This is a genomic window from Streptomyces sp. NPDC042002, from assembly GCF_055588305.1.
In genome coordinates, this window is sequence record NZ_JBVJCT010000012.1 from 160,146 (window position 1) to 177,326 (window position 17,181).

Genomic DNA, 17,181 nt, shown 5'->3' on the forward strand with positions numbered 1-17,181 from the left:
CTTCAGCAGCGGTTGTTTCTCTTGAGCGCTCGCAGAAGGGCGTCGAAGGCGGCCGGGGTGGTCGAGAGTATGGAGTGGGCGGGGTCGGAGCTTTCGGTGAGGTGGACCGTTTCCGCGGTGGCGGTGGCGGTGGCGGTGGCGGTCGCGGTGACGTGCAGACAGGCCTCGCCCTGAGCGCAGTAGGACGACTTCTGCCAGGTCGTGGCGGGCATTTCGGATCCCTTCACAAGCGCCGGGCGATGTTGTGGATGAAGCCTTGTGAGTCCGCGTGACTGAGCTGTGGGCGGAGTGCAGGGGCGGGGCGGGGGCCCGGTGAGCCGAAGAGAAGGCCGCATGCCGGTGTCCGGCCGGTAAATGGCAGGGAAATCAAGCTTGCCTGCGAGAACTGAGTGGAATTCCGCTACAACCCCCACCCGGGGTGCGGTGTCCAAACACGCGAACCAGAAACAACAACAGCCCCGCACATAGATGCGGGGCACGCGACTCGATCACCGATCACCGATCGCTGACCACCGTGACGACGGTGGCATCGATGACGGCGAATTCACCGGCGCCTTTCTTCGTCGGGCCTGATCATCACTGATTCCGCGAAGGGTTATTTCCGCATGCGCACGTTAAGGACAATTCCCGCCACAGCCGCTCTCGCTCTCGCCCTCGGCGGAAGCCTGTTCTCGGTGTCCACCGCCCAGGCGGCCACGGCGAGTTCGGCCTCGCTCACGGCCTCCGGCGGCGCTGTCTGGTACTCAGCCGGCGCCGGACAGGCCAACAACCTGACGGTCACCGCGAAATACGTCGACCTCGACCCCTCGGCGTACGGTGACGACGTCGTTATCACCTTCCGCGACAAGTTCGACATCACCATCTCCACGAACGTGTGCAGATACCCGTCGGCGACCAACCACAAGGTCGCCGAGTGCACGGTGGACGCCGACGACTCGGACCGATACGGCGCCGACCTCGGTGACGGCAACGACACCGCGACGGTCACCGGCGCGTTGGCCACGGTCTACGGCGGCAAGGGCAACGACGTCATCAAGGGCGACTCCGGCGCCGTGCTGTTCGGAGACGACGGCAACGACCGCATCGACGGCGGTGGGGGCCTGTACGGCGAGGGCTCGTTCGGCGGGGCGGGCAACGACACGATGACCAACTGCGACACCGGGTGCAGCGGCGGTCCGGGCAACGACAGTCTCACCGGCAAGGCCTCGGGGCAGGACTCGAACGGCTTGTTCGGGGAGGACGGCGACGACGTCATCCACGGCGGTGCCGGTGCCGATGTCGTCGACGGCGGCAACGGCAACGACAAGCTGTACGGCGACAGCGGCAACGACAGGATCTCCGGCGGCAAGGGCAACGACACGATCTACGGCGGCAGCGGCAGCGACACGATCTACGGCAACAGCGGCAACGACCTGCTGCACGGCGGCACGGGCACGGACAAGCTCTCCGGCGGCGCGGGCACCGACAAGGTCTACCAGAACTAGAAACAAGAGCCAGAGCCAGAGCCAGGCCCAGAACCGGAGCCGGCCCCAGATCAACGAGAACTCAGGGGCCGCCAGGAAGTGGGCGTGAGGGAGCACGGTCCCCCTCACGCCCCTCGGGCTACGCCCCCAGGAAGACCGGATTCGTGAACGCCGCCAGCGCCCCCGGGACCGGCCCCGCCGCCGTCTCGTGGCGCAGCTCCGCCCGTACGTACGCCGCGTACTGTGCCGTCGTACGCCACTCCACCGTGCCGGAGCCGGCGACCGGCAGCGGGTCGCTGGTGAACAGCAGGCCTTCGTCGGTGACGAAGCGGACCGTGCAGCGCGGGGCGCCGGTGGCCTCCAGGCGGACGGTGACCGGGCTGTCCGGGGCGACCCTCAACCGCTCCCCGATGCCCGCGTGTTCGCCCTTTGCGCCGGACACCGAGAAGGAGAGGGAGACCAGCTTCGACTCGGCGACGTAGGAGCGGCCCGCGCGGATGCCGTCCTGGATGGCCTCGCGGGTCAGGTCGTCGGCGAGGACGACCGTCTGCGGGCTGCCCACCTGGTCGGGGTCGCGGTGCGCGTCGCTGTTGCCCATCGCCGGGAGCCAGCCGTGGCCTCCGCGCACGGAGGCGACCAGCATGTTGTCCCAGTCGGCGAGCGTGACCTCGTCGTCGGGGGTGTACGGACCGTTCCACACCTCGACCGCGTCCGCCTCCCCGAAGCCGAACTTCCAGCCGCAGCCGACGCAGGTGGCGTGCGGATGCGCGGGAACGACGAGCCCGCCGGCACCGCGGATACGGCGCGCGAACCGGCCGAACCGGTTGTCGCGGGCCCGGTAGCGCCAGTCGACGAACGTGCCGGGGTCCGTGCCGAGCGCCAGCACGTGCCCGTTGCGGGTGGTGATCTCCTCGCCCAGCATGATCAGCAGATCGTCGCCCGCCTGGTCCGACCAGTACGGGTGCGAGGCGTGCGTGTTGTGGTCCGAGGAGTTGATGAAGTCCAGGCCCGCGGCCCGCGCCAGCGCCGCGATCTCGGCGGGGGTGCGGCGGCCGTCCGAGTACCAGGAGTGCAGATGGCAGTCGCCGCGGTACCAGGCACGGCCGCGGCCCTTGGCGCGCGAGGGCGGGTACACCGGCTCCGGGGCCGGGACCCCCTTCCCGTACGTCAGCGTGACGGTGACCTCGTACGTCAGCCCCCGCGGCGCCACCGTGTACGGGCCGAGCGCGATGTGCCAGGTGCCGGGGCGGACCGGGCCGCGGATGTAACCGGGGGTCGCGTCGTCGGAGCGGATGAAGAACTCCGTGCGCGCGCCACCCGACCAGCCCCTGAAGCCCCGGCCGCCCAGCTCGGTGCCGTGCTCGTCGAAGATGCCGATGTCCAGGGCGTTGCCCGCGGTGCCGGCCGGGACGGACGGCCTCTCGTACGTGTAGGAGACCTTGATCTCCGCGACCCCGGCCGGTACTTCGACCGGGAGGTACACGAAGTCGGGGGAGCCGGTGGGGAGGGTCCCCCGCACCGTCCTCGTCTCCTGGTCGTCCGCCGCTTCCGCGTCCGCGCCGCTGGGGAAGGTCACGCTTCCCAACGTAAGCGCGGCCGCCGCTCCCGTCACGAACAAAGCGCGTCTGCCGATGCCGTGGTCGTCCTCGCACATACCGCTGCTCCCGGGGGTGGTCGAGCGTGTCAGTGACATGAGTGATGCGAAGTGCCACGGACCACTGTGGGAGCACGCTGTGAACGGAGGTGCACGCCCGGGGAATCGGCGGCTTTCGGGGAGACCGACAGAAGCCGCGCGGCCCGAAAGGGGTCAGGCCCGGCGATACCTGATCACCTCGACCGTATGCTCGAAGGATGACGACCTCCGCTACGGGCGCGACTCCCGGATCCGGGCCGACGGCGAACTCCCTGCGGCGTGCGCTGAGGCGCGCGCGGGACGGCGTCGCGCTCGACGTGACCGAGGCGGCGGTGCTGCTCCAGGCCCGCGGCGCGGACCTCGACGACCTGGCCGCCTCCGCCGCGCGGGTGCGGGACGCGGGCCTGGAGGCGGCGGGCCGGCCCGGTGTCATCACGTACTCCAAGAGCGTCTTCATCCCGCTGACCCGGCTGTGCCGCGACAAGTGCCACTACTGCACCTTCGTCACCGTCCCCGGCAAGCTGCGCCGGGCCGGCCACGGGATGTTCATGTCCCCGGACGAGGTCCTCGACATCGCCCGCCGGGGCGCCGAACTCGGCTGCAAGGAAGCCCTGATCACCCTCGGCGACAAGCCGGAGGACCGCTGGCCCGAGGCCCGCGAGTGGCTGGACGCGCACGGCTACGACGACACGATCGCGTACGTACGGGCCATCTCGATCCGCATCCTGGAGGAGACCGGCCTGCTGCCGCACCTCAACCCGGGTGTCATGTCGTGGACCGACTTCCAGCGGCTGAAGCCGGTCGCCCCGTCGATGGGCATGATGCTGGAGACGACCGCGACCCGGCTGTGGTCCGAGCCCGGCGGCCCCCACCACGGCTCCCCGGACAAGGAGCCCGCCGTCCGGCTGCGGGTCCTGGAGGACGCGGGCCGCTCCTCCGTCCCCTTCACCAGCGGACTGCTCATCGGCATCGGCGAGACGTACGAGGAGCGCGCCGACTCCCTGTTCGCGCTGCGCCGGATCTCCCGCGCCTACCACGGCATCCAGGAACTGATCATCCAGAACTTCCGCGCCAAGCCGGACACCGCGATGCGCGGGATGCCGGACGCGGAGCTGGACGAGCTGATCGCCACCGTCGCCGTCGCCCGGCACATCATGGGCCCGGCCGCCTGCCTCCAGGCGCCGCCCAACCTGGTCGACAGCGAGTACGGGCGGCTGATCGGCGCCGGGATCGACGACTGGGGCGGGGTCTCGCCGCTGACCATCGACCACGTCAACCCCGAGCGCCCCTGGCCGCAGATCGAGCTGCTGCGCGAGCGGTCGGCCGAGGCGGGCTTCGAACTCCGTGAACGCCTGTGTGTCTACCCGGAGTTCGTGCAGCGCGGCGAGCCCTGGCTGGACCCGCGCCTGCTGCCGCACGTACGGGCCCTGGCGGACCCGGAGACGGGCCTCGCGCTCCCGGACGCGGTCGTGGAGGGCCACCCGTGGCAGGAGCCCGAGGAGGCCTTCACGTCCTCGGGGCGCACCGACCTGCACCACACCATCGACACCGAGGGCCGCACCGGCGACCGCCGCGACGACTTCGACGCGGTGTACGGCGACTGGGAGGCACTGCGCGAGGCCGCGGCCCCCGGGATGGTGCCGTCCCGGATCGACACGGACGTACGGGCCGCACTGGCGACCGCGGCCGACGACCCCACGAAGCTGACCGACGACGAGGCCCTCGCGCTGCTGCACGCCGACGGCCCGGCCCTCGACGCCCTCTGCCGGATCGCCGACGACGTCCGCAGGGCGGCGGTCGGCGACGACGTCACCTACATCGTCACCCGCAACATCAACTTCACCAACGTCTGTTACACCGGCTGCCGTTTCTGCGCCTTCGCCCAGCGCCGCACCGACGCCGACGCGTACACGCTCTCCCTGGACCAGGTCGCGGACCGCGCCGCCCAGGCCTGGGACCTCGGCGCCGTCGAGGTGTGCATGCAGGGCGGCATCCACCCGGACCTGCCCGGCACCGCCTATTTCGACATCGCGAAGGCGGTCAAGGAACGGGTCCCCGGCATGCACGTCCACGCCTTCTCCCCGATGGAGGTGGTGAACGGCGCGACCCGCACCGGCCTGTCCATCCGCGAGTGGCTGACCGCCGCCAAGGAAGCGGGCCTGGACACCATCCCCGGCACCGCCGCGGAGATCCTGGACGACGAGGTGCGCTGGGTCCTGACGAAGGGCAAACTGCCCGCGGCGACCTGGATCGAGGTCGTCACGACGGCCCACGAACTCGGCATCCGCTCGTCCTCCACCATGATGTACGGCCATGTCGACCAGCCCCGGCACTGGCTCGGCCACTTCCGCACGCTCTCCCGCATCCAGCAGCAGACCGGCGGCTTCACGGAGTTCGTGACCCTCCCCTTCATCCACACCAACGCCCCCGTCTACCTGGCCGGCATCGCCCGCCCCGGCCCGACGACCCGCGACAACCGCGCGGTCATGGCGATGGCCCGCCTCCTGCTGCACCCGCACATCCCCAACATCCAGACGAGCTGGGTGAAGCTGGGCACGGAGGGCGCCGCCGAAATGCTCCGCTCCGGCGCCAACGACCTCGGCGGCACCCTGATGGAGGAGACCATCTCCCGCATGGCGGGCTCCAGTTACGGCTCCTACAAGTCCGTCAAGGAGCTGATCGCGGTAGCCGAGGCCGCCGGCCGCCCCGCCAAACCCCGCACCACCGTCTACGGCGAGGTCCCGGAAGAGCGCCAACGGGCGGCGGCGGCCTCGGACGGACACCTGCCGGAACTGTTGCCGGTGCTGGAGTAACCGACGTCGGCGCACCGGACCTACTCGCCTTTCTTTTCAGGTGAGTTGAGCCAGACTGGTGAGGCCGGAGCGCGGTGCGCCGGGGGATCGGAGAAGGTGGCGGATGCCTGGGGTGCGGTCGTCGGTGCCGTCGATGCAGGAGCTGATCGAGGCGCGCAGGCGGCTCGCGTTCGTGGGGCGGGGGGCCGAACGGGCGGCGTTCGTCGGGAACTTCGACGTGCCGCCGCAGGACCCGGGGCGCCGGTTCCTGTTTCATGTGCACGGGAACGCGGGGGTCGGAAAGACCTTTCTCGTAAGGGAGTTGGAGCAGCTCGCCCGGGAGGCCGGGGCGCTCACCGCGTACGTCGACGAGAGCACCGGCAGTGTGCCCGAGGCGATGGAGGCGATCTGCGCGCAGTTCGCCCGCCAGGGGCGCCGGTTCAAGGATCTGGAACGGCTGCTCGCCAGGCATCGCGAGCGGCGCCGCGAGGCCGACTCGGTGATGCCGGAGTCCCCGCCGGGGGAGCCCTCCGCCGCCGGCACGGCCCTGGCACGGGCGGGCCTCGTGGGAATCGGCATGGTGCCCGGCATCGGCCCGTTCGCCGGAGCCGTCGACCCGGGCCAGCTCGCGGGCGCGGCCGACCGGATGCGGGCCGGACTCGGCGCGCACCTGCGCAGCCGGGACGACGTGCGGCTCGTCCTGTCGCCCGAACTCGCGCTCACGCCGGTCCTGCTGGAGGAACTGACCAGGGCCACCGCCCGGTTCCCGCGCCAGGTCCTGTTCTTCGACACGTACGAGCGGACCGGTCTCTTCCTCGACGCCTGGCTGCACGCGACGATGGCCCTGGAGGACCACGGCGCCATGCCCGCGAACGTCGTGGTCGTGACCGCGGGCCGGAACCCGCTGGACCGCCACCGCTGGGGAAGCTGCGGCGACTCCGTGACCGAGCTGCCGCTGCTGCCGTTCACGGAGGAGGAGGCGCGGCAGGTGCTCGCGGGCAGGGGCGTGGTGGCGGAGCCGGTCGTCGAGGAGATCCTGCGACTCACCGGGCGGCTGCCGGTCCTCGTCTCGACGCTCGCCGAGACGCGCCCGGCCGATCCGGACGACGTCGGCGACCCGAGCGCGACGGCCGTCGACCGCTTCCTCAGGTGGGAACACGACCCGGTGCACCGGGCCGTCGCCCTGAACTGCGCGTTCCCCCGGCGTCTTGACGCCGATGTCTTCCGGGCGGCGGCGGACCGCCCGGACGAGGAGGCCGACGCCCTGTTCGACTGGCTGCGCGGGCTGCCCTTCGTCACCGAACGCGGAGGCGGGATCCAGTACCACGACGTCGTACGGGCGCCGATGCTCCGCTCGCAGCGGCTCCGCTCGCCGCGCGGCTGGACCGAACGGCACAACCGGCTCGCCGAGACCTTCGGCCGATGGCGGCGGGAGACCGAAGGCGGACGGGACGGCGACGCGTTGTGGGCGGACGACGAGTGGCGGGGACTGCGGCTCGCCGAGTCGTACCACCTGCTCTGCGCGGGACCGCGGACCGCGTTGCCGCTGGTGCTGCGCGACACGGTGGACGCCTGCGACACGGGTGACGTTCCCTCCCGGCAGTGGGCGCAGGCGCTGGCCGAAGCGGGGCGGGACGCCGACGCGGAGGCGCCGGCCCGGTGGGGGAGCGATCTGGCGCAGGCGCTGGAAGAGGGCGGACAGGCCGCGGCCCTGGAGCTGTTGCTGAACCGCGCCGGGTTCGACGCGCCCGCCGAGGCGTTCGCCCGGTCGGTGCGCGGCAGCGTCCTGCGGCACGGCGGGGCGTACGAGCGGGCGATCACGGAGTTCGACCGGGCGATCGGGCTCGATCCCGGGCTGGCGCGCGCCTATCGCAGCCGGGGCATGACCCGGGCCGAGTCGGGCGACTACCCGGCCGGGATCGCCGACCTGGACCGGGCACTGGTCCTGGACCCGGACGACGGCCGGTCGTTCGCCGTCCGGGGCGAGTACCACCGGGCCCTCGGCGCCTACGACGCGGCCCTCGCCGACCTGGACCGGGGGATCGCGCTCGATCCCGCCCGGGACTTCGCCTGGGCCTCCCGGGGCGCCACCCGGCTGAGCCGGGGCGAGCTCGACGAGGCCCTCGCCGATCTGGGCCGGGCGCTGGAACTCAAACCGGACTACGGATGGGCGCTGGCCCGCCGCGCCAGGGTGTGGCGGGCTCTCGGGGAGGACGCCCGGCAGATGGCGGACCTCGACCGGGCCGTCGCCCTCCAGCCGGACTGGGCGTGGGGTGCCTGCGAGCGGGGGGACGCCCTGCGCGTGGCGGGCCGTCACCCGCAGGCCCTGGCCGACTACGACCGGGCCGTGGAACTCGACCCGGAGTACGCGTCGGCGTACGCGGGCCGCGCCCTGTCCCGCAGCAGACTGGGCCGCCACGAGGACGCCCTCGCGGACCTGGACCGGGCCCTGGAACTCCGGCCCGAGTACGAGTGGGCGCGGAGCCGACGTCCGGAGATCCTGGCCCGCGCCGCACGGACCGGGCCGGGCGGCGGGACGCGATAGCGCGGGGGCCGCTGCCGTGACGGCCGAGGACCGGGCGCGCCGGTGAGTCAGGGAATCGGGGAATGCCGCTCATACCTGACCACTTGGGACCACTGGGATCACGTCCCGTATATGGATCCGCCACCTCAACCGACCGTTCCCGTTCGATTACAGTGCTGAGCTGTCGGTCGTGGAGACGGTGCCTCAGGAGGTCTCGGTGGGTACGACAGCCGGTGCCGTCTGGGGCCGTGGGGAGCAGCAGGACTTCCGCAGCCGGGTCCGCGGGACGCTGCTGGGCGCGGCCGTCGGCGACTCCCTGGGCGCCCCGCTCGACGGGCTCTCCCTGGACGGGATCCGGGAGGCGCACGGCGCGCAGGGCCTTCTCGACCTGGCCCCCGTGTACGGCCGGCGCGGCGCCGTCACGCACCTCACCCAGCTCGCCCTGTTCAGCGTCGACGGGCTCGTCCGCGCCCAGGTGCGTCGTGACACCGGCGCCTGGCATCCGCCGTCCGACGTGCACCGCGCCTATCGCCGCTGGGCGGCCACCCAGAGCGACTGGGGGCCCGACGAACGCCGCAAGGACGACGGCTGGCTGGCCCGCGAGGAGTGGCTCTACGCCCGCCGCGACCCGGCCCTGGCCTGTCTGCTCGGCCTCGCCGACGAGATCATGGGCACGCTGGACGCGCCCAAGAACCCCGGCGAGCCGGGCCCCGAGGCCGCCGCCCGCTCCGCGCCCTTCGGGCTGCTCGTCGGCTGGGAGCCGCAGCTCGTCATGCAGCTCGCCGTCGAGTGCGCCGCGCAGACCCACGGCCACCCCTCGGCCTACCTGACGGCGGGCGCGTACGCCGTGATCGTGCACGCGCTCGCCCGCGGCGAGAACCTCGACGCGGCCGTCCAGCAGGCTCTCGCGCTGCTCTCGACCCGCCCGGGGCACCAGCCGGTCGCCGACGCGCTCCAGCACGCGCTGGGCGCCGTACGGCAGGGAATGCCCTCACCGGCCCGGGTCCAGGAACTCGCCGGGGACGGTTCCGCCGAGGGCGCGCTCGCCGTCGCGGTGTACTGCGTGCTGGTCAGCGAGGACGTCCGGCACGGTCTGTGCCTCGCGGTGAACCACGGCGGTCCCTCCGCCGTCACCGGCGCCCTCACCGGCGGCCTGCTGGGCGCCCTGCACGGCGAGACGGCCCTCCCGCCGGCCTGGCTGGCCGAACTGGAGGGCCGTCCCACGGTCCTGGTCCTCGCGGACGACTTCGCGATGGAGATGACCCAGGGGCCCGCGCTGCACGGGCCCGCCGGCTCGTCCCCGGGCTGGCTCGCCCGCTACCCGCGCGCCTGAACCGTCCCGGCCCGTACGTCCCGGTCCCTTCAGCGGTTGTCGTCCTTCTCGCCGCGCTAGTCCGTCACCGGAGTGCCCACCACCTCGTCCGGTGCCTCCGCCGGGGCCGGGATCGCGGCGGTGGCCGATCCGTCGTCGTCCGTGTTGATCATTTCGATGATCGCGTCCCGCTCCGGGGTGTCCTCGGGCCTCAGGAAGCCGATGAGGATGTACAGGACGAGGGAGATGACCATCGGGACGGAGACCTGGTACTCCAGCTTCACGTCCGTGCGCTGGGAGAAGTCCAGGTTGTAGTTGACGAAGAAGAAGGCGAGCAGACCGCAGGCCCAGCTCGTCAGCGCCGCTGTCGGGCCGGACTTACGGAACGGCCGCAGCAGGCCCAGGATGAACGGGATCGCGATCGGTCCCATGAGCCCCGCCACCCACTTGATGACGATGGTGATGATGTCCTTGAACGTGGGGGAGTTGACCTGGGTCGCCACCGCCATGGAGAAGCCGAGGAAGGCGACGGTGGTGACGCGGGCCGCGATGAGCCCCGCCCGGGTGTCCCAGGCGCGCGCGGTCCTGGAGAGCACCGGCGCCACGTCCCGGGTGAACACGGCCGAGATGGCGTTCGCGTCCGAGGAGCACATGGCCATCGTGTGCGAGAAGAAGCCGACGACGACCAGCCCCAGCAGCCCGTGCGGCAGCAGCTGGTCGGCCATCAGGCCGTACGCGTCCGAGCCGTCCGGCTTCTGCGCCGTGACGAGGAGCGGCGAGAGCCACATCGGGATGAACAGGATGACCGGCCACACGAACCACAGCCCGGCGGACAGGAACGCCGACCGCGTGGCGTCCTTGGCGCTCTTGGTGGCCATGTAGCGCTGGGCCTGGTTCCACATGCCGCCGTTGTACTCGAACAGCTTGATGAACAGGTACGCGATGAAGAACACCGTCAGATACGGGCCCGCGAACCCGTCTCCGTGACCGTGCAGTTTCGGCGAGTCCAGCGCCTTGGAGAGACCGCCCTGATCGGAGATCTTGTTCAGCGCGATGATCAGCATCGACAGACCGGCCAGCAACTGGATGACGAACTGGCCGAGTTCGGTCAGCGCGTCCGCCCACAGCCCGCCGATCGTGCAGTACACCGCCGTGATGCCGCCGGTGATGACGATGCCCTGGGTGAGCGTGACGCCGGTGAAGACGCTGAGCAGGGTGGCGATGGCCGCCCACTTCGCGCCGACGTCCACGATCTTCAGCAGGATGCCGGACCACGCCAGCGCCTGCTGCGTCTGCACGTTGTAGCGGTCCTTGAGGTATTCGAGGGGTGAGGCGACGTGCAGCCGTGAGCGCAGCCGGTTGAGCCGGGGCGCGAAGGCCTTGGCGCCGATGGCGACGCCGATGGCGATGGGCAGCGCCCAGGTGACGTACGAGGTGATGCCGTAGGTGTACGCGATGCCGGCGTAGCCGGTGAACATCACCGCGCTGTAGCCCGACATGTGGTGCGAGATGCCGGACAGCCACCACGGCATCCTGCCGCCCGCGGTGAAGAAGTCGCTGACATCGCCCACACGCTTGTGGGACCAGACCCCGATCGCGGTCATCACACCGAAATACGCGACCAGGACGGCCCAGTCGAGACCGTTCATGTGCCCCCTCCAGGGGTCCGCCTTGTGAACCTGCAGGTACCGGACGGCACTTCGCCAGTACGCGTGGGTCCCCCTGCTCGACGAAGCCGAGAGTTGGGGGAGGGCGGCGCCCCCGTGCGGGAGAGGGGACTTCGGGGATTGAACCGCTGGTCCGACCGGCCGGTCAAGACCTTGCGCGGTCACAGATATGAACACAGATCAGAAAGCAGAACGATTTTGCTTCCACTTTACCTGTCGGGCGGTTGTCGTGCTCGTGACGTGGACCACACCATGAGCGGGCACTTCGTCAGACCCACAACAGCGATGACACATCGACAGCCGTACGGGATGCGGGTCCCGTGCGCCTGGGAGAGGAGCCGCGCCGGCCGTACCGCCTACCGCATGACTTCGCCCGCGTTCACGAGCAGGGACTGTCCCGTGATCGCCCGCGCCCGGTCGGACGCCAGGAACACCGCGGCGTCCGCGACGTCCCCGTCCGTGGCCAGCTCGGGCAGCGCCATCCGCTCGGTGAGCCGCTTGAGGACGTCCGCCTCGGGCACCTGCTCGGTGTACGCCGTGAACTGCACGTACGCCTCGACGGGAGGGCCCCACATCCAGCCGGGCAGCACGGTGTTGACCCGTATCCGGTGCGGACCGAGCTCCCGCGCCAGGGAGTACATCGCGCTCGTCAGCGCTCCCTTGGAGGCCGCGTACGCCGCCTGCCGCACCTGGCTCGGCGCGGCGACCGACGACTGGGTGCCGATGATGACGACCGAACCGCCGCGCTCCTTCAGCGCGGGCAGGCAGGCGCGGGTCATCCGCAGCGTGCCGAGCAGGTTCACGTCGATGACCGACTGCCAGGTCGCGAAGTCGGCGTCCTCCAGGCCGCCGAAGTAGCTGTCCCAGGCGGCGACATGGACCACCGCGTCGATCCGCCCGAAGCGCTCGACCGCGAGGGCCGCGAGCGCGTCGCACTGCCCCTCGTCGGTGATGTCCGTCGCGCGGAACGCCGTGTGCGCGCCGTCCGGGTCGAGTTCGGCCGCCGACTTGGCGAGATTCGCCTCCGTACGAGCCCCCAGTGCCGCGTTGCCCCCGTCGCGCACCACGGCCGCCGCGACCTGATGACCGAGCCCGGCCCCGACACCCGAGACGACGACGGTCTTCCCCGCGAGCAGTGACATCTGCGGCCTCCCCGGCTCTGACGCATTGTCTGACGGGGCGTCAGGGTAGGGGCACCCGAAAGAGAAAGCCAGTTACATGCATGTGTGACTCAGTTCGCGTAGATGGGGCAGATGTGGGCCGGGTTGAAAGGGGCGCGCCCCTTGCCGGACGGCATGACATGAATGGCCGTGAAGATCTCGCCGATCAATGCGCGGCGCTGCTCGAAGCCTCCGTCCCTCCACTCGGCGGCGTAGTCGCGTGGCCGCGTCGCGTCTGTGGTCATCTCGTGCTCAACGGCTCGCCGTTCCAGAAGGTCGAGTTCGGCGTTCATGACGGCGATCGTCTGGCAGTAGTCGTCCGGGCGCAGGTCCGAGACCGCTTCGTCGCCTGTGGCCCATGCGGTGATGAGGGTCTGCTTGCGCACACGGATCGCCGAAATCCGAGTCTCCATGTCCTGCGGTACTTCAGGAAGCGCGGCGGCGGGTGCAGTCCGCTTGCCCTCCCATTTGGTGACCAGTTTCTCCAGATGCTGATCCACTGGCTCCGCGCGGCGGCTGACCTTGCCGCATGCGTTGCGGACTCGGCCTGGGCAGTAGTAGATGACGTGCCCACGTTGCGCGACCCGTTTGGCGCTCATCGAGGCCTTGCAGATCCCGCACCGCAAGTACCCCGTGAACAGGTATTTGCGATGGTTGAGCCCCTCGAGGTTGTGGGGGATTCCCTTCTCGGTGCTGAGCATCCTGCGGTGGTCCAGCTCGAGCTGTGTGTCCGCCCATAGCTTTCGGGGGATGACCGGGTCCCACTTGCCGACTACGGGAAGACCGTCCTGCCCGACGAGTACGCGTCCCCAGCCATCCCGCTGGCGCTGGCTTTCGGTGCGGTGTTTCCCCTCGTACGAGACGAAGCCGCAGTATCGGGGGTTGGTCAGGATTGCCTTCACGGTCGGTTGAGCCCATTTCCCGCCTCGTGGTGAGGGGATTCCGTCGCGGTTGAGTTCGCGGGCGATACCCGTGATGGTGGCGCCTTCCGCGAACCGCTTGTAGATGCGCTGGGCCACACGGGCACGGTCGGGTCGAAGAGTGCCGTCCGAGTTCCACGCGTACGGCGTCCTACCCGTCAGTTCACCCGCTGTCGCGTCCGCCAGATGGTTCCGCGCGACGCGCCGCGACGTGTCCTGCGACGATTTGAGCGCCATGATGCACAGCATTCGCGCCATGTGTCTGTCCGCGTCAGAGATGAGATTGAGGTCGCCTGTGACGCCTACTGTGGGGCGCTTCGTGAACTCGATGACGTCGATCAGATCTTCGAGGTCTCTCGGCTGTCGAGCCAGTCGATCAGTGTCGTAGAAGACCACCCCGTCGATATGTCCCGACAGGAGATCGCCGAGCATACGCCTGAACTCGGGGCGGACGACGACCCAGTCGGCTGAGCCGTCCGCTCGCACCGTCCGTGTCTTCTTGAAGGCGCTGGTGTCGCTCTCCCGGTAGATCTCGGCGAATGGTGCCCAGTGTTGGGCGATGCGCTTCGCCTCGGCGTCGTCGAACTGGAGGGTGAGGCTCTTCTCATCGCCTTGACGGTCCCGAGAGGTGCGGAGATAGCAGCCGGGCCGCTGTGGAACGTGGGCGCGCAGCGAGTCGTCCACGGCGAGTGCGACCAAGGTCCGGTTGCGTACGCGCTCCGGGATTGTCACTCCGTCCCACGACACAACGTCGGCCCGTTCCGTCGCTGTGCCATTGAACGTGGTCATGTGTCCTCCCAAAGTGGTGCGATGCGCCCCTGAACGTAGTTCCTTCAACGGGATGTTTGGTCGCATTGAGTGCACATCGCCTGTTTGAGCGACTTGCCGCACATCCGTTCCCACTGTTCAGGATCTGACGTATCGTCAGAAATGCTTGAGGGTGGCTTCGGGAGAGGTGGGGAGTGCGCATGCAGGACGGTGGACGCGAAGAGACCTATCCGGATCTGTACGGCAAGCTGGCGTCGGTCGGGCCCTACGGTGTGGATGTCGGGCATGCGTTGATCACGATGGTCGAACCCGATCCTGGGCACGAACGCGCTTACCACAGATGGTATGAAGATGATCATTTCATCGCGGGAGCCATGGCCATGCCCTGGATGTACTCGGGGCGACGCTGGGTGGCCACGCGGGATCTGCAACTCCTGCGGTATCCAGCCGAGTCGGCGGTTGCCCAGCCTGTCACGGACGGCTGTTATGTCACGGTCTACTGGATGACCTCAGGCCGCTATGAGGAACACATGCGGTGGACCGTCGGGATCAACAAGCGGCTCAACCGTGACGGGCGCGTCTTCCACCGACGCACCCATGTCTTCACGGCCTTCCAGGACCACGAGGCCACCGTCTACCGCGACGGCGCCGCCGGACCCCGCGACTTCCACGCCCTCGACCACCCTTACGCGGGCCTCGTGGTTGAGGTCGTCGACGCCGAATCGGCTGCCCAGCGCGCCGAGTTGCTCGAGTGGCTGCGCTCCCGTCATCTCCCCGGGCGGCTGGCCGGCTCACCCGCCGCCCTCGTCACCCTTTTCCGGCCGACCCCGCTCCCCGGCGACCGGATGACCTACGTCAAACAGGTCGAGGGTGTAGATACGCGGCTGACCCTGCTGTGGTTCCTGGAGACGGATCCGCGCGACTGCTGGGAGGCGTGCTTCACGGGCCTGGACGGGGCCGTGGCCGAATCGGGTCTGGGGCGGGTGGAGTTGGTGGCCCCGTTCATCCCCACGGTGCCGGGAACGGACATCTACGTGGACCGGCTGCGCTAGAAGGGTGCCCTACGGCGAGTGAGCCGAAGGGGCGCGTCGGCACCGGCTTCTGCGCCCCGGAGGCGAACCGAGCCCAAAAAAGGGGCCGAGCCCCCTCGGCCAGGACGGCGGGCCGGTCGAGAGGGCTCTGTCGTTGGAGCGTATGAAGTTATGTCGGTCATGTGGGTCAGACGAGGTCGGATGCCCCTCGGCTCACCTCGGCCACGAAGGTGTTCCACGCGTCCGCGGGAAAGGCGAGCGTGGGTCCGGCGGGGACCTTGGAGTCCCGTACGGCCAGCGCGGAGAGAACCGGGGACTTGACCTCGACGCAGGCGCCGTTGCCGGTGGAGTAGGAAGACTTGGTCCAGGTGTCGAGGGCGCCCTGCTGAATTGCCATGATCGCTCCAGAAAACAGTCGTTCGTCGATGAGTTGCCGCCAACGAAGCCGTTGGCGCACTGTCACCGGACTGCGGATCCGTCAGGAGGCCCGCGGTCCGGATCGCGCCAACGTTGTTGCTCGATGGCGTGATCGACGCTACTCGCCAACATCGGCTGGCGAAGCGACTATTCACTCGACTGGATGGCATATTCCATTGGGGTCTTCCATGCCGGGGCGGTGACAGTGTATGGTCCGGCCGCTCATCGCAGGGGTGGCCTCGAGAGGCCACCCCCGGCACACTCAGCGCGCGTATTCCTTCGCGATGTCCGCGATGAACTGGCGCGACTGCTCCACGTTCAGGGCCTGCGCCCGCAGGTGCTCGTACATCACGCTGTACTTCTGGACGTCGTTCGCCTTCTCCAGGTACAGGTCGCTCGTCACGCCCTCGATGTAGACGACGCTGGAGTCGGCCGCGTCGGGGAACTCCAGGATCGCGTACTGGCCGTTCAGGCCCGGGTGCGCGCCCATGTCGAAGGGGATCACCTGCACGGTGACGTGCGGCAGTTGGGACTGCTCGACGAGGTACTCCAACTGCTCGCGCATCAGGGAGCGGTTGCCGACGGCGCGGCGCAGGGCGGACTCGTCGAGGACGGTCCACAGGCGCAGCGGGTTGTCCGGGGCGGAGATTCGTTCCTGCCGCTTCAGCCGCACCTGGACGCGCTTGTCGATGTCGGCGGGCGCGGTCTCCGGCAGCGCCCCCGCGATCAGCGCCTCGGCGTACTGCCGGGTCTGCAGCAGACCCGGGACGACCTGCGGGTCGTACACGCGCAGGCTCGCGGCGTCGGTCTCCAGACCGATGTAGACGCTGTACGGGATGTCGCCGAAGGAGTGCCACCAGCCCTGCTGGCGCGAGTCCTTGGCCATCTGCATCAGGGAGTCGACGATCCGGTGGTCCTCGACCTCGTAGACCCCGCAGAGATCGCGGACATCGCGCTGGCTGATACTGCGCCTGCCGTTCTCCAGGCGGCTGATCTTCGACTGCGAGACCAGCAGGCGCTCGGCGACCTCCTCGGCCGTCATGCCCTTGAGTTCACGGAGCCGGCGCAGCTCCTGGCCCAGCCGGCGCCGCCGGACGGTGGGATTGACACTTGACGCCACGGGACGTGCACCTCCGGCTGCGGGCCTGTACTTTGCGTATCTGCTGTTGAGCAGATTGCCACCAAGGTGCTTTCTACCGCTGGGAAACGGCGTATATGCGCTGGGTGGGCGCAAGTTCGCAGATTCGGCGTGTATACGCGGCCGTGTGCCGCCCTCGCGGGCACGTCAACTCCCGTACACCCTAAGAGATCCGAGAGATCCGAGGGGTCGCCGACGGGGCCCCGGCCGGCCGGTCGTCCGGCTGTCGGGGCGGACGCGGTCTCCTCGGAGACGGGCTGTCCTCGGATGCGGCCGCGGGGGGGGGGGGGGGGGGGGGGGGGGGGGGGGGGGGGGGGGGGGGGGGGGGGGGGAGGGGGGGAGGGGGGGGACACACA

General features: G+C 70.0%; 12 protein-coding genes. 5 read left to right on the plus strand and 7 right to left on the minus strand.

Annotation, left to right across the window (positions count from 1 at the left end):
* Positions 1-2: 2 nt before the first annotated feature.
* Positions 3-212, minus strand: a complete 210-nt coding sequence (locus tag ACZ6KY_RS20040) for a DUF397 domain-containing protein (RefSeq protein ID WP_469311611.1) — start codon at positions 210-212, stop codon at positions 3-5.
* A gap of 393 nt (positions 213-605) precedes the next feature.
* On the opposite strand from ACZ6KY_RS20040, the gene ACZ6KY_RS20045 reads away from it, so the two are divergent.
* On the plus strand, positions 606-1,484 hold the full coding sequence (locus ACZ6KY_RS20045) for a calcium-binding protein (protein WP_469311612.1): 879 nt from the start codon (positions 606-608) through the stop codon (positions 1,482-1,484).
* Between the two features lie 118 nt (positions 1,485-1,602).
* On the opposite strand, the gene ACZ6KY_RS20050 is transcribed toward ACZ6KY_RS20045, so the two are convergent.
* Positions 1,603-3,117, minus strand: a complete 1,515-nt coding sequence (locus tag ACZ6KY_RS20050) for a CehA/McbA family metallohydrolase (RefSeq protein ID WP_469311682.1) — start codon at positions 3,115-3,117, stop codon at positions 1,603-1,605.
* 197 nt (positions 3,118-3,314) lie between these two features.
* Between ACZ6KY_RS20050 and ACZ6KY_RS20055 the strand changes: the two genes are divergently transcribed.
* The 3 genes from ACZ6KY_RS20055 to ACZ6KY_RS20065 all read left to right on the plus strand — a co-directional run bounded on the left by ACZ6KY_RS20055 (position 3,315) and on the right by ACZ6KY_RS20065 (position 9,745).
* Positions 3,315-5,909, plus strand: a complete 2,595-nt coding sequence (locus tag ACZ6KY_RS20055) for a bifunctional FO biosynthesis protein CofGH (RefSeq protein ID WP_469311613.1) — start codon at positions 3,315-3,317, stop codon at positions 5,907-5,909.
* Positions 5,910-6,012: 103 nt separating this feature from the next.
* Entirely contained in the window at positions 6,013-8,433 is a 2,421-nt protein-coding gene (locus ACZ6KY_RS20060; RefSeq protein WP_469311614.1) for a tetratricopeptide repeat protein, read from the plus strand.
* A 196-nt stretch (positions 8,434-8,629) separates the two neighbouring features.
* Entirely contained in the window at positions 8,630-9,745 is a 1,116-nt protein-coding gene (locus tag ACZ6KY_RS20065) for an ADP-ribosylglycohydrolase family protein (RefSeq protein WP_469311615.1), read from the plus strand.
* A gap of 56 nt (positions 9,746-9,801) precedes the next feature.
* Here the strand turns inward: ACZ6KY_RS20065 and ACZ6KY_RS20070 are convergent, their stop codons facing one another.
* From ACZ6KY_RS20070 to ACZ6KY_RS20080, 3 genes are all read right to left on the minus strand, one after another.
* The gene (locus ACZ6KY_RS20070; protein WP_469311616.1) at positions 9,802-11,373 is read right to left on the minus strand and encodes a sodium:solute symporter family protein; all 1,572 of its coding nucleotides are present in this window, start codon (positions 11,371-11,373) and stop codon (positions 9,802-9,804) included.
* Between the two features lie 374 nt (positions 11,374-11,747).
* Positions 11,748-12,533, minus strand: coding sequence for an SDR family oxidoreductase (locus tag ACZ6KY_RS20075; protein WP_469311617.1), 786 nt, complete (start codon positions 12,531-12,533; stop codon positions 11,748-11,750).
* Positions 12,534-12,622: 89 nt separating this feature from the next.
* A complete protein-coding gene (locus ACZ6KY_RS20080; RefSeq protein WP_469311618.1) occupies positions 12,623-14,260 on the minus strand; it encodes a recombinase family protein in 1,638 nt (545 codons plus the stop codon).
* A 179-nt stretch (positions 14,261-14,439) separates the two neighbouring features.
* Here ACZ6KY_RS20080 and ACZ6KY_RS20085 point away from each other — a divergent pair, with 179 nt between their 5' ends.
* A complete protein-coding gene (locus ACZ6KY_RS20085) occupies positions 14,440-15,291 on the plus strand; it encodes a hypothetical protein (protein WP_469311619.1) in 852 nt (283 codons plus the stop codon).
* Between the two features lie 166 nt (positions 15,292-15,457).
* Here ACZ6KY_RS20085 and ACZ6KY_RS20090 read toward each other — a convergent pair whose 3' ends face one another.
* Together ACZ6KY_RS20090 and ACZ6KY_RS20095 are read right to left on the minus strand one after the other, a co-directional pair.
* A complete protein-coding gene (locus tag ACZ6KY_RS20090) occupies positions 15,458-15,667 on the minus strand; it encodes a DUF397 domain-containing protein (protein WP_469311620.1) in 210 nt (69 codons plus the stop codon).
* A 282-nt stretch (positions 15,668-15,949) separates the two neighbouring features.
* Positions 15,950-16,807 (minus strand): helix-turn-helix domain-containing protein, encoded by an 858-nt coding sequence (locus ACZ6KY_RS20095; protein ID WP_365871691.1) that lies wholly within the window; start codon positions 16,805-16,807, stop codon positions 15,950-15,952.
* Between the last annotated feature and the right edge of the window lie 374 nt (positions 16,808-17,181).